Origin of the sequence: Streptomyces broussonetiae (assembly GCF_009796285.1) — a bacterium.
GTDB classification, from domain to species: Bacteria; Actinomycetota; Actinomycetes; order Streptomycetales; family Streptomycetaceae; genus Streptomyces; species Streptomyces broussonetiae.
The window spans coordinates 9261498-9274453 of sequence record NZ_CP047020.1 but is presented as its reverse complement, the minus strand read 5'-3'; the positions used below and the strand labels follow the sequence as shown (position 1 = coordinate 9274453).

At 69.0% G+C, this 12956-nt stretch carries 10 protein-coding genes and 5 pseudogenes; 9 read left to right on the top strand and 6 right to left on the bottom strand.

The window, feature by feature from the left end:
• Positions 1 to 5 precede the first annotated feature (5 nt).
• On the top strand, positions 6 to 482 hold the full coding sequence (locus tag GQF42_RS42290; RefSeq protein ID WP_158928928.1) for a (2Fe-2S)-binding protein: 477 nt from the start codon (positions 6 to 8) through the stop codon (positions 480 to 482).
• A 181-nt stretch (positions 483 to 663) separates the two neighbouring features.
• Here GQF42_RS42290 and GQF42_RS42285 read toward each other — a convergent pair whose 3' ends face one another.
• The gene (locus tag GQF42_RS42285; protein ID WP_233273681.1) at positions 664 to 1140 is read right to left on the bottom strand and encodes a GNAT family N-acetyltransferase; all 477 of its coding nucleotides are present in this window, start codon (positions 1138 to 1140) and stop codon (positions 664 to 666) included.
• A gap of 282 nt (positions 1141 to 1422) precedes the next feature.
• Between GQF42_RS42285 and GQF42_RS42280 the strand changes: the two genes are divergently transcribed.
• Entirely contained in the window at positions 1423 to 1962 is a 540-nt protein-coding gene (locus GQF42_RS42280; RefSeq protein ID WP_158931263.1) for an ArsR/SmtB family transcription factor, read from the top strand.
• A 17-nt stretch (positions 1963 to 1979) separates the two neighbouring features.
• Positions 1980 to 3244: pseudogene (locus GQF42_RS42275) on the top strand (MFS transporter).
• A 215-nt stretch (positions 3245 to 3459) separates the two neighbouring features.
• On the opposite strand, the gene GQF42_RS42270 reads toward GQF42_RS42275, so the two are convergent.
• The 4 genes and pseudogenes from GQF42_RS42270 to GQF42_RS42255 all read right to left on the bottom strand — a co-directional run bounded on the left by GQF42_RS42270 (position 3460) and on the right by GQF42_RS42255 (position 7026).
• A complete protein-coding gene (locus GQF42_RS42270) occupies positions 3460 to 3729 on the bottom strand; it encodes a hypothetical protein (protein WP_158917443.1) in 270 nt (89 codons plus the stop codon).
• 165 nt (positions 3730 to 3894) lie between these two features.
• Positions 3895 to 4992 (bottom strand): PP2C family protein-serine/threonine phosphatase, encoded by a 1098-nt coding sequence (locus GQF42_RS42265; RefSeq protein ID WP_199272984.1) that lies wholly within the window; start codon positions 4990 to 4992, stop codon positions 3895 to 3897.
• A 267-nt stretch (positions 4993 to 5259) separates the two neighbouring features.
• Positions 5260 to 5980 (bottom strand): annotated as a pseudogene (locus GQF42_RS42260) (maleylpyruvate isomerase N-terminal domain-containing protein).
• 56 nt (positions 5981 to 6036) lie between these two features.
• Positions 6037 to 7026 (bottom strand): LLM class flavin-dependent oxidoreductase, encoded by a 990-nt coding sequence (locus GQF42_RS42255; RefSeq protein ID WP_233273680.1) that lies wholly within the window; start codon positions 7024 to 7026, stop codon positions 6037 to 6039.
• A gap of 71 nt (positions 7027 to 7097) precedes the next feature.
• On the opposite strand from GQF42_RS42255, the gene GQF42_RS42250 reads away from it, so the two are divergent.
• Positions 7098 to 7862 (top strand): helix-turn-helix domain-containing protein, encoded by a 765-nt coding sequence (locus tag GQF42_RS42250; protein ID WP_158928926.1) that lies wholly within the window; start codon positions 7098 to 7100, stop codon positions 7860 to 7862.
• Here the strand turns inward: GQF42_RS42250 and GQF42_RS48000 are convergent.
• A pseudogene (locus GQF42_RS48000) lies at positions 7849 to 8019 on the bottom strand (IS256 family transposase); the annotation flags it as partial. The gene GQF42_RS42250 and the pseudogene GQF42_RS48000 overlap by 14 nt on opposite strands.
• Between GQF42_RS48000 and GQF42_RS46550 the strand changes: the two are divergent.
• From GQF42_RS46550 to GQF42_RS42230, 5 genes and pseudogenes are all read left to right on the top strand, one after another.
• Positions 8008 to 8388: pseudogene (locus GQF42_RS46550) on the top strand (aldehyde dehydrogenase family protein); the annotation flags it as partial. The pseudogenes GQF42_RS48000 and GQF42_RS46550 sit on opposite strands and share 12 nt — an antisense overlap.
• Positions 8309 to 8791: a GMC family oxidoreductase N-terminal domain-containing protein gene (locus tag GQF42_RS46545; RefSeq protein WP_407699522.1), complete on the top strand. Its 483-nt coding sequence runs from the start codon at positions 8309 to 8311 to the stop codon at positions 8789 to 8791. The pseudogene GQF42_RS46550 and the gene GQF42_RS46545, both read left to right, overlap by 80 nt.
• Before the next feature lie 89 nt (positions 8792 to 8880).
• Complete coding sequence (locus GQF42_RS42235) at positions 8881 to 9552, top strand: hypothetical protein (RefSeq protein WP_158928924.1); 672 nt, start codon at positions 8881 to 8883, stop codon at positions 9550 to 9552.
• 494 nt (positions 9553 to 10046) lie between these two features.
• A pseudogene (locus GQF42_RS47995) lies at positions 10047 to 10438 on the top strand (hypothetical protein); the annotation flags it as partial.
• A gap of 396 nt (positions 10439 to 10834) precedes the next feature.
• Positions 10835 to 12931, top strand: a complete 2097-nt coding sequence (locus GQF42_RS42230) for a HelD family protein (RefSeq protein ID WP_199272983.1) — start codon at positions 10835 to 10837, stop codon at positions 12929 to 12931.
• Positions 12932 to 12956: the final 25 nt, after the last annotated feature.

Sequence of the window (12956 nt, the reverse complement as noted above, 5' to 3'; positions counted from 1 at the left end):
ACCCCGTGCCCGAACACACATTCCGCCTCAACGGCAAACAGGTCACCGTCGACGTCGACGACGACGTACGGCTGCTGTGGGTACTGCGCGACATTCTGGGCGTCACCGGCCCCAAGTACGGCTGCGGCATCAACGTCTGCAAAGCATGCACCAGCCACCTCAACGGCAAGGCCGTCAACCCCTGCTCGATCCCCGTCAAAAACATCAGTCCGGACGACGAGATCACCACGATCGAAGGCCTGCCGGCCACCGTGGGCGCGGACCTGCATCCCATGCAGCAGGCCTGGCTCGAACAGGACGTGGCCCAGTGCGGCTACTGTCAGCCAGGCCAGATCATGGCCGCCGTCGCCCTGGTCCGCAAGACCACAGAAGAAGGCCGTGAAATCACCGACGCCGACCTCGACACCATCCGCAACGTCTGCCGCTGCGGCACATACTTCCGCATCCGGGAAGCCATCAAAGCCGGCGCCCAGAAAATGTGAGGCGCCCGCCCCGACGCACCCAGCACGACAGAACAGGACAACCACGGAACCAAGGCCGGACCGAGACCGGACCGAGACCGGCTGAACCGGCTGGCCCACTCGGCAGTCCCTCGATCCCCGGTGCCCGATCCTGCCGTCACGGTGACACAGCGCCAAGACACAGCGGGGGACGGCGACCGGATCACCGGCGACCGAGGCGCCTGCGAACGTAGCTCGCGTTACCTGGACCAGGCCGATGGTGTCCGTCCGGCTGCCATCCGTGCCGGGCGTAGAAGGCTTGAGCCCGGCTGTTGCGCTCCCATGCTTCCAGTACTCCCGTGGCCAGTGACGTGTTGCGAAGGAACTGCACGAACGCCGCGTGCAGGTGGCTGCCGATGCCCTGTCCCCAAAGGCCGGGGCGGACGTGAATCTGGTAGAGCCGGCCCACGGATGCGGCATCGAGATCTGCTTCGCAGGGAGGGCCCATCGCCAAGATGCCCACCAGCTCGCCCTCTCGTTCCGCGCACAACACAGTCCGGTCATCGGATTGGACAGCGCGCATCCAGCCTTGCCTCCGGCTGGAGAGCGCGTCGAGGGAAGCGAGCTGCACGTCCGACAGTCCACCTGCCTGGTAGTACGCAGTGCGGGCCAGAGTGTGCAGGTCGGTGATCCCGTCCACGTCGTCAGCGTTCGCGGTTCGCAAGATCGTCCGAGAAGTCGTCACGATCCCGTGACGCACTCACCGTGAACTGTGGTTCCCCAGCACGTACTCGGTCGCCCACCACCTCGCTCACGGACGCGCGGGCAGCGGCCTCGTCGACCAGGTTCTTCAGGGAGTCGTGCCGGTACGGCATGCCCCGGGCGAGGTTGCGGCCGAAGGGCACGCGCTCAAAGCCGTGATTCTGGAAGTCCTCGAGAAAGCCCCTTGCCTAATGGTCAAGAATCATTGACCATTGCTCTCATGCCTACCGATGATCTTCCCGAGACGTTTCACGTCACCACCGACGAACAGCTACGCGCCGTTTCCAATCTCACGCGTCACCGGATCATGGCCGTGCTCCGCTTCGAGCCCGCGACGATTACGCAGATCGCCGAGCGGGTGGGCCTTGCGAAGGGGAGTTCCAGCTACCACGTACGGCTGCTCGAACGGGCCGGCCTGGTGAAGGTGGTGCGAACGCGGAAGGTCCGGGGGGTCACCGAGCGGTACTACGCAATGGCCGCTCGGTCGATCGTGCTGCCGGATCCGGGTGAGGGAGGCCCTGATGTACTGATGCGGCATGCAGTGGCGGACCTGGAGGCAGCGCCGGTGGATGCCGAGCGGCATGTTCGGATGGCGCATCTGCGGCTCACCGAGGAGCAGTTCGCGGAGTTGGGGGCTCGGCTGCAGGCACTGGCGGACGAGTACCGGGAGCTGTCCGATCCGTCGCTGCCGGATGCGTCACTCGTCTTCGCACTGTTCCACCCGGCATCGCGCGAGCAGGCCGAAGGGGACGCCAAGTGACCTCAGACGTCCGGAAGTTGGCGCCCGGGTTCGGACGGCTGTGGACCGCGCAGACGGTGTCCTCGCTCGGTGACGGGGTGTCGCATGCCGCGCTGCCGCTGCTCGCGTTGACGTTGACGCGGGATCCGATGGCGCTCGCCGTCGTCTCGGCCGCCGGAACGCTGCCGTGGCTGCTCTTCGGGGTGCTCGGAGGTGCGCTGGTGGACCGCTGGGACCGTCGGAGCACGATGTGGGTCATGGACGCGGCGCGTGCGGTGCTGCTCGCGATACCGGCGGCGGCGGCGCGCTCGACGTGCTGAGCATTCCACTGCTCGCGGCCGTCGCCTTCCTGCTCGGCCTCGGTGGACTCTTCTTCGACACGGCTGCCACGGCCTATCTACCGGATCTGCTCGGCCGCGACCCCGCGTTCCTGGAGCGCGCCAACTCCCGCCTGCGCGGTGCCCAGACCGCCGCGTCCGGCTTCGCCGGGCCGCCCGCGGGCAGTGCCCTGCTCGCGCTCGGGCGGGCGGTTCCGCTGCTCGCCGACGCGGTCTCGTTCGCGCTCTCCGCACTGCTCGTACGGTCACTGCCTGCCGCGCCCCGGCCCGTACCGCAGGCCCGTGAGTCGCTGCTGCGGCAGGCGCGGGCCGGCGCCTCGTACGTATTCCGGGATCAGCTGCTGCTCGGGCTCGCGCTGCGTCCGGCGGTCGGGAACATCGCCTTCCTCGCCGTGGAGACCGTACTCGCCCTCTTCGCGCACGATCGTCTCGGCATCGACACCTTCGGCTTCGGTCTGCTCCTCACGGCGGAGGCCTCCGGCGGTCTGCTCGGCGCAGGCATCGCCTCCTTCCTCGGCCGACGACTCGGCACCGGCACCGCACTGACCTGCACGGCCGCAGTCGAGGGACTCGCCATTCTGGGCCTTGCCGCCGCCCCGAACCCGTACGTCGCCGGCCTCGCGCTCGCCGTCTGCGGAGCGGGTATGGGCGCCACGATGGTGCTCGGCCCCTCCCTCCGACAGGCGATCGTTCCCGCCCACCTCATGGGCCGGGTCGCCTCCACCTCCCGCATGCTCGCCATGTGCGCCGCCCCGTTCGGCGCCTTCCTCGGCGGCTGGCTGGCCACCACCTACGACGTACGCACCCCGCTCTACACCGCCGCCGGCCTCCTCCTCACGATGACCACCATCACCGCGACCATGACCAGCAACCGCCGGGTCGAGGCGGCGCTGCGTGCCGCCGCCCCGGCCGATGATCCAGATCACCCGGAATCCCGGGACCCCGTTCAGGAGCGTGCCATTTAGGGCTCCGCGAGGTCGTTGAGCCACTGCACGGCCCTTGAGCAGGGAGAGGCGGCCCACGTCCTCGTTTCTGATGTCCTGGCCCTCGGCGCGGAGCTGGCGACGGCGGCGTCCTGATGCAGGGCACCCACAGAGCGCCACTTGATGCCAGCCGGTGCCCCACAGCCTGCCGACCCCCGCCACAAGGCAAGGGCCGGCAGGAAACAGTGGCGGGAACCTCACAGGCCTCCGACGCCGGTGCCCTCGTTGCCGCTGGCGTTGAGACCGCCGACACCGACGGTGCCACTGGCGTCGAGACCACCGACACCCACACCGACGTCGCTGCCGCCGGGGCCGACGCCACCGACACCGTCGCCGTCACCGCCTCGTACCTGCTGGGTGACGGCCGCAAGGGCCGGGGACTGGTCGGGCACGGCGCTGGCGATACCGGCGCCCAGGAATCCGGTGAGGGCAGTAGCGGCCAGTACCGTGGCCATCGAGCGGAACATGATCGGCTCCTTTCGGTTCCCCCCTCCTGTCCCGCTCATCCTCACCGCGGCCGGACAGTTCTGCCGGTCGGCGCAGGCCAACAGGATGACGCCACGCGGTGTCAGTTCCAGCCCCAAGCCTCTCAGTCACCCGGGAAGACCACACGGCCGCGACTCGGGCCCGACTCACTCGGAGGGTGCGGACAGGCGCACGGCGAGGGCGGCGACGTCGTCGTCAAGGCGCCCCTTGCTGTAGTGGAGGAGGTCGCGGTGAAGAGCCGCGAGCAGCTCATGGGGCGGCGCCGGGGGCTGTCCGCGCATCCAGGCCGCCAGCGGAAAGAACTCGCCGTCACGGGCCCGGGCCTCGGCAACCCCGTCCGTATAGAGAAGCAGCAGGTCCCCGCGGGCGAAGTCGAAAGTGTCGACACTGTAGTGATCACCGATCAGTTCCGAGAGGCTGAGCAAGGGCGACGGTGCAGTCGGCTCGAGGACACGAAGTCCTCCACCCTGCAGGAGCAGCGGCGGGGGATGCCCGCAGTTGAGGATCCCGATACGCCCGCCGCCGTGTGGGATCTCGACCAGGAGAGCGGTCGCGAAACGCTCCATCGGCCCCTCGGGAGGAAAGGCGGCGTTGTAACGCGTACTGCTGGCATCCAACCGGCGCGCGACATCGACCATGTCGGCCTCGCCATAGGCCGCCTCCCGAAAGGCATTGACGATCGCCGCGGCCGCCCCCACCGCCGGCAAGCCCTTGCCCCGCACATCACCGATGAGCAGCCTCACCCCGTACCGCGTGTCCACCACCTCGTAGAAATCCCCACCGATACGAGCCTCCGCCGCAGCCGCAAGATACAACGACTCAATCTCGACACTCCCGAAACGGTGCGGCAAGGGACTCAACACCACCTGCTGCGCGGCGTCCGCAACCAGCCGCACCTGAAACAGCGTCCGCTCCCGCTGCAGCCGGACATGACTTCCGTACGCGGCCGCCACCGTGACCGCGATGATCCCCGAAGCCGTCCACCACGTCCCCAGGCCAGGGAACACGGCGCTCAGACCGAGCATCAGGCCAAGACAGACCGTACCCAGCAGAACAGTGGGGAGCACCGGCCACATAGCCGCAGCCAGAGCCGGCGCCGCCGGCAGAAGTCGACTGAAGGCCATCTCCGGAGGAGTCGCGTACGCCAGCCCGGCAATGACAACAGTCAAACCAATCGGCGACAACCGCACAAACCTCCCCCGACCATGGCGACTACGGAACCGCGGCCGTCCAGACTCGATCACGCATCACAGAATATCCAGGCAATGGGGATATGTACGTAATGAGGGCACAGCGCCCTGAACGACCAGGGCCGGCCACCCGCCCGACCACACGCCCTGCCACCCGCCTCGGACCGGCTCGCCGACGCTGCCCGCGCCGCACCCGCTCCACGCGACTCCGGCAACGCCAACGCCAACGCCAACACAAATCCGCTATGCGCCCCCAGCGACACCCCCCACCGGCGGACACCCACCGAATGCCACGGCCGGACCGGCGTGCTGTGGCTGCTCTCAGTAGACGATCGACGCGATCTGGCAGACCGCTTCCGCCAGCCGGCGGAGCCGTCAATGCGGGCACGAGCCAGGGCGGTGTCCGCTGGATGCCCCGAGTGCACAGCCGCCAGGCGGTCTCCGCATCCAAGCGCACCACTGCGGCGGGAGATTCGGTATCCGACTCGGCGAGCGACCAGCCGTCCCCGATGGCCGTCACGGTCCGTACGCCTGCGGCCGGGCCGCCGATCCGCACCTGGATCTGCGTGCCGACCGGCATGGTTACCTCACGCAGGGTGTGGGGCAGCGCCCGCATGAACGTGTCCAGGAGTACCGCCAGGAACCGAGGGTCCGGGTCGGTGGCCTCGAAGAACCTTGCGACCTGCCCGCCGATCAGGTCGAGGGTGTCAGCGAGCGCGGCCGGGCTCACTCGACGGTGGGCGTCGGCCCATTCCTGATTCATGTGGTGGACAAACGCCTCCAGTGGCTCGCCCGGCTCGAAGCCGGAGCCGTCCTGGTGGCCGTCGCGGTCACGGGCAAGACGCCCGTAGAAGTCGCCAAGAACGTGTGCGGCGAGATCGCGCACGGTCCAGCCCGGCACCGCCTCCTTGCCCCAGTCGGCGGACGCCAGGCCGCGCAGCGTGGCCATGAGCGCGGCGTGCTCAGGGGCGAACAGAGATCGGGCATCGATCGGGGCGCCGAGCCAAGCATGACCGGGCACGTCATCGAGCTGGGAGTTCACGGCTCAAGCCTGCCGACCGCATGCGTGGTCGGCACCCCGAATTGGCTCGGCCGGACTCAGGTGCCTTCAACGGTGGAAGCGTGACCTGCTGCCGACTGGACGGCCGGGATCAGGTCCGCGACCCGTTCGAGCTGCTCCCGCTGGGAGTGCAGGTCCAGGGCGCCGAGGCGTACGACGATGTGCCGGACGCCGGCGGCGACGTACCGTTCCAGGCGCTTGCGCACTTGGTCTGCGGAACCGGCGACAACTGCCTGGATCTTCTCCAGATCCTCCAGCGGCATGCCATAGGTGGCCCGTGCATAGCTGTCCAGTGCTCGGCGACCGCTCTCGATGTCGTCGTCGATCCGCACCGACACGAAGAGTGCGGGGGTGATGTCCCTGGCTGCGCGCCCGGCACCGGCCGCTGCTCTGTGGATGTCGCGAAGGCCGGATGCGTAGTCGGCGGGTTCGGGCGGGTAGGGCAGCCATCCGTCGTACATCAGACCGGTACGGGCAAGCGCTGCAGGCGTCGCGCCGCCGAGCCAGACGGGTGGGCCGCCGGCTCGGGACGGCCTGAGCGTGGGCGGGATGTCATCGAACCGGAGGATCTCGCCGTGGAAGCCATCGGCACCGTCCCACAGGGCCCGCCACAGGGCGACGGTCTCGTCCAAGCGGGCGAAGCGTCTGTCCCACGGCAGCTCGGACAGCGTGTAGAGAGGCCGTCCCAAGCGGCCGGGGAAGCCGGCGCCGACGGTCACGGTGAGTCGGCCACCGGACAGCAGGTCGATCGAAGCGAGGGACTGGGCCGTCTGGATCGGCCGGCGCAGGAACGGCAACAGTGCGGCCGTACCCAGCGTGACGTTGTCCGTCGCCAGGGTGAGCGCGGCCAGCATCGTGAGCGCCTCGATGCGTGGGCTGATCAGGGAGTCGTTGACGAAGAGCGAGGAGAAGCCCAGGCGTTCGGACTGGCGGCCGAGGGCGACCAGCTCGCGAGGGTCGTCGGCCGGGCCCCACTGGGCGGTTCCGGTCGGGAGCAGTACACCGATGTCCATGTCGGTGATGTTCACGACCGGTGTGAATGGCAGCAATTCCCTGCGGGGAATGGCCTGGAACCCTCTGCCACCGTTAGAACAGGCACGTGGACTTCCCTCGCACGCTTCGCGAACGTCGTACCCGCCGTCATCTCAGCCAGCTTGACCTGGCGCTGCGGGCGGGCACCACCCAGCGGCACCTCAGCTTCATCGAATCCGGCAGGTCCGTCCCCGGCCGGAACATGGTCGTGCGGCTGGCCGAGTCGCTGGAACTGCCGCTGCGGGAGCGCAACGAACTGCTGCTGGCCGCCGGGTACGTACCCGCCTACCCCGAGAGCCCGCTCGACGACCCGGTGCTGGCCCCTGTGCGCGCGGCGATCGACCACATCCTGCGCGGGCATCTGCCGTATCCGGCGCTGGTGGTGGACCACGGTGGTGACCTGATCGCCGCGAACGCCGCATTCGACCTGATCACCGAGGGAGCGGCCCCCGACCTGGTGGGCCCAGGCGCGAACATGTACCGCCTTGCCCTGCACCCTGATGGCCTGGCTCCCCGCATCGTCAACCTCGCCGAATGGGCACGGCACATCCTGGCACGCCTCGGCCATCTGACGGAGCTGCGCACCGAACTCGCCGGGTACGTTCCCGAGCTGGAGCCGTCCGCCGGGCTGCTGGGTTTCGCGGTTCCGCTCCGCCTGCAGTCCTCGTACGGTGAGTTGCGTCTGATGACGACCGTGACGACCTTCGCCACCGCCGTTGACGTCACTCTCGCCGAGCTGAAGCTCGAGGCGTTCTTGCCGACGGACGCATCGACTGCCGAGGCGCTCTCGGCGGCCGCCGGACCGGCGGCCTCTGCGACAGCACCTCGCTGATCCTCTGGCAGGTGCGGCACCACTGGGGCAGGATCGCGGAGGAGAACCGCTTGCGGTCGCCGGTGGCGTCGTCCAGGCGCTTGTCGTTCACCCGTGGTGCTCTCACCTCGACCGTGCCGGCCCAGGTGGTCATCACCTTCCTCGGCTGGTCGGCCCCCTCGTCAGCCGGCGCCAGCGCGAACGCGTCCTGGACTACATCAAGACCGGCCTCAACGAAGGGGCTCGGCTCACCACCGGAGGAGGCCCGCCACCCGGCCTCGACCGAGGCTGGTTCGTCGAACCCACCGTATTTGCCGACGTCGAGAACTCGTCGACCATCGCACAGGAAGAAATCTTCGGCCCGGTCCTCACAGTCACGCCCTATGACAGCGAGGACGAGGCAGTGTGCCTGGCGAACGAGTCGGCCTACGGCCTCGCCGGCACCGTATGGGCCACGGACTTGGACCATGGTGCCCAGGTGGCCCGCCGTATGCGGACCGGCACCGTCGGGCTCAACGGCTACCTTCCCGACCTCAACTCCCCCTATGGGGGCAGGAAGGCCAGCGGACTCGGCAGCGAACTGGGGCCCGAGGGGCTCCAGGCATACCCACGCCGACAGGGACATTCTGCTCTGCGGCGGATCCGTCAACTCGCCCCAGCTGCTGCTCCTGTCGGGCATAGGCGATCCCGACGAACTGCACGAAGTGGGGATAGACGCCCCGCCCCCCCTGCCCGGCGTCGGGCGTAACCTGCAGGACCATCTGATGGCTCCCGTCGTTTGGGAGACCCGGAACTCCACTGACATCGTCCAGGACCTGCTCACCCCGGAAAACCTCCAACGGTGGCGCGTCGGGGAGCGACCTGATCGATGTCGCCCGCCCGCTGTTGGCCCCGCCTTGCTGTCGTATCACCTCGGTCGGCAGTACGGCCCGCCGGAACAACACCCGTAACTCGTCCGGCACCAGCCGCTCAACGAGATCTGTCACGCATGGTTCAATGAACGATCAGGCCAAAATGGTGAGGGTGAGGGGGCGGGCCGATGGGTGCGTCGATGCTCTATCAGGTGCTGGAACCACTGCCTGACGCGCGGAATGCTCTGCTGTTCGCACGTCAACTGCTCGCCCGATTCGGTGTCGGGACGCCGGACATGCCTTCCCTGAGCTTCAACGACATCGCCACTGAGGAACAGTTCCACCACGCCCGACAGTACTTCACCTGCGGCACGTTCCTCTGCTCACAGCGGGACCTCCAGGACTCGCATGTCCAGGAACTCTGGCAGACCCTGGACCGCATGGGCTTCCGGGACACGTCCCCTGGCTGGGTGGAGACGGAGCTGCAACCCGAACTGTCCTCCCTGTGGCCCTTGCCGCAAAAGGTGCAGTTCCAGCTAATGAAGGGAAAGACGCCCTCCACCTTTCCCATCCGTGACCAAGACGAGTGCACTGAGACGGAGATCGACGACGCAGTCGCGGCCTGTGGCCCCCTGTCAATCGACATCGACTGGTTCTCGGCGCTGCGCGGCCTACCAAGCTCCAACCTCTGTGGCGTCCAACTGTGCCTCAACAGCAGATGGACCGAGCAGTGCAGTGAACCTGCTCCAGGCAGGCACAACGTGTACCTGTCCATCGGCACGCGAAACTCGGATGAAGTCGCACGGGACTGGTTGCGGGGCACGGGACTGCGCTTCGGGGAATCTCAGCTGGGGTGGTAGACAGGCAGGAATCGGCCACCCTGGACGACATCGCCGGCGAACCTCTGGCCAGGGTCCGGTGTTTCGCCCCGATGGGTCCGGGGTCGCCCCGATGACGAGCGCCGTCCCCGGCCATCCCGTGCGCTAGGACCTCATCGGCATTCCGCCGGGAGCGCCGAGCCCAGTCACGTCGTGCTCACCACCCGCGCCCCCCGACCGCAGCCCGCTCCTGGCGGCCTTCCGCACCTACATCCTCGCCCACCTCACCGGAGAGGACCCAACCGGCAGGAAAGGCAGACCAAATTCCCCCGCACGCGCATCTTCGAGCAGGTCGACGTCGCTGACGGCCGCGTGCCACGGCCGACCGCAGCACTACACGCAAGGAGGTGGCCCCGGACCGACCGGGCCGCCTCCTTGCAATGACATCACGCTGTCAAGCTCAGTAACGCCGTCCGTCAGGCAGGGCAGGAGGTAGCCGGCTCGGCAGGAACACCGGCCGTCGAACCGGACGGCGAGAGCCGCGACGGCGCCGGCGGGCGAGGGCCCGGGATCACAACCGGGCCGACCGCGCCACCGGTCCGGGCAACCCGCTTCTGCACGACGTCACCCAGAACCGGATCTGGCTGGAGAACGTCCAGGTCGCCCTCGAGTCGCTCGCCTGGATGCCCCCGCTCGCCCTGACCGGCCCCGCCCGGCTCCGGGAGCCCCACCGTCTTCGGTTACGGCGGCTCCCCACCGCCGCGCCTTCGGCACGACCGGCCGCCGCCGTATCCTCCGCCTCCCGGCCGACCGGCCCTGGACCGACGTGATCACACGCACCATCGTCAGCGCGACGGCCGCGGCGGCCACCAGCCCCAGGGCTCCACCGGCCCGGCGAGCCGCCGATGCCACAGCCGCGGACCCATGACGGGCCATCAGTTCCATCGCCCCCAGGCGAGCCTGCCCCAGTGACTGGGCCGAGCCTGGGGCAGCCTACTTGCAGCCGACGTGCCCGGCATCGGCCGCCTGCACCCTGAAGATCGTTTACCGGACGACGCCGAGGACGGCGTTCGACGGTCCCTACGATCGATCGACCGACCGACCGACAAAAGGTGCTCCTCGGAATATCCCTGCTCCGAGCCAGGCTCCGGGTTGGATCCCCATGCCGTCGTGTGTGAACTACTGCACTCCATACCGGAACCACAGGCGGCCGTCGTACCGCATCGCAGGACACATTCCACTTGGTTTGGTCAAGATTTACTTTTCCGGAATCCGTCTGCATAGTGGCGCCTCGAAATACCGGTTGAGGCGGGAGGGCCCTTTCTTGTCGCAGATCAACGATGGCGCCGCGCGCGAGGTGGAGCTCGAGCGGGTTCAGGTGTCCGTCATAGGCGAACTGCTCGACATGCGGCTGGCCGAGACTCGGGCGCAACTGGCGCACGTGCTCGCGACGCCGTCCGACGGGGCGGGCGAGACGTACGAACGGGAAGTGGCGGCCGGGCGGCTGACGAGAGAGGTTCGGCGGCTGGAGGGGGCCGAGGACGGGTTGGTCTTCGGCCGGATCGACCTGGCCGACGGTACCGCCCTGCGGATCGGACGACTGGGACTGCACAGGGACTCGGACGAGCTGCCACTGCTCGTGGACTGGCGAGCCGAGGCCGCGAGGCCTTTCTACGAAGCGACGCCGGTTCATCCCATGGGGCTGCGGCGCCGCCGCCATCTGCGCCTGGCGGGCCGCACCGTGGTGGGGGTGAGCGACGAGTTGCTTGACGGCTCCGCGCCCACCGGACAGGACGTGGTCGGCGACGGCCCGTTGACCGCGGCGCTCCAGGAAAGGCGCACCGGACGAATGGGTACGGCGGTTGCCACGCTCCAGGCCGAACAGGACGCGATCGTCCGGTCGCCGCACCGCGGGGTAACGGTGGTGCAGGGTGGTCCGGGCACCGGAAAGACGGTCGTGGCGCTGCACCGCGCCGCATATGTGCTGTACGCGTTCCCGAAGGCGTCAGAGCGCGGCGTGCTCGTACTGGGGCCGAACGCGCGGTTCCTCGACTACATCTGCCACGTCCTGCCCTCGCTCGGCGAGAACGACGTCGTCCTGGCGACGTGCGAGGAACTGGCCGGCGTTGCGCCGGGCGCCGCGGACCCCTTCGAGGTGGCGCGCCTGAAGGGGAGTGCCGCACTGGCCGACGCGCTGGCCTCGGTGGTCCGCTCACGGCAGGCTCCGGGCGGCGACTTCGACATCCGGGTCGGGCAGGAGTGGATTCGCCTGCAGGACAAGGAAGTCGCACAGGCGCGGGAGTCGGCACAGACCAGTGGTCTCGCGCACAACCGGGCGCGTCGGCTGTTCAAGGAGGTGCTGGTCGACTTCCTCGTCCGAGAACTTGCCCGCAGCGGCGCCGAGGCGCTCGAACGCATCGACGCTCAGGTCGCGGAACTTACCGGCCTCGACCTGGACCGGGTTGCGGCAGCGGACCTGCGCCGCCTCGGTGTCGACGACACGCCCGCCACAGGTGCCGACGAGTTCGACGCCGACGCCGTGCGCGCCGACCTCCTGGACGATGCCTTGCTCGATCGGGCCGTCGAGGACCTGTGGCCGCGGCTCACGCCCGTCGACGTGGTCCGCGCGCTGCTGACGGATGCCGACGCGCTGGCCGCGTACCTGTGGGAGTTCACCGACGACCAGCGGGCCCTGCTGCGGCGAACGCCCGGTGCGCCCTGGACGGATGCTGATGTGCCGCTTCTCGACGAGGCGGCGAGCCTGGTCGACGGCCCGCCCGAGCACGTCTTCGGGCACGTCGTCGTGGACGAGGCGCAGGAACTCACCGTCATGCAGTGGCGGATGATCGTGCGCCGTTGCCCGGGCAGGTCGATGACGCTGGTCGGAGATTTCGCCCAGGCGGGCCCGGCGACTGCGGCCCGGGACTGGAAGGAGGCACTCGGCCCGGACCTCGGACGGCGCTTCGACCTGCGCACCCTGACCGTCAGCTACCGGACCACGCAGGAGATCCTCGCCGCCACAGAGGACTTGCTCGCCCGGATCGCCCCGGCCCGGCCGGCCATCCGATCGATCCGGCGCGGCGAGGTGCCTCGAACCCTCGTCGCGGCCCCGGAGTCGCTCGTCGCCGCCCTCGCGCGGGAGCTGCGGGAACAGGGCGCCGCGTACCCGGGCGAGTTGGTCGGGGTGATCTGCGCCGATGACAGGACGGAGCAGCTCACGGCTGCGGGGATCGAGCAGCATGCCCGACTGGTGCCGGTCTCGCAGGCGCGCGGCCTGGAGTTCGACGCCACCGTCGTGGTCGACCCGGACGGGATCACCGCCGCCCGCCCCGGGGGCGAGCGCGACCTGTACGTAGCCCTCACCCGGGCCACCAAGCGACTGTGCACCATCACCGTCGCGCCCACCGCGAAGAACGGATGAGCACGACGACGGTTGCGAACACAGT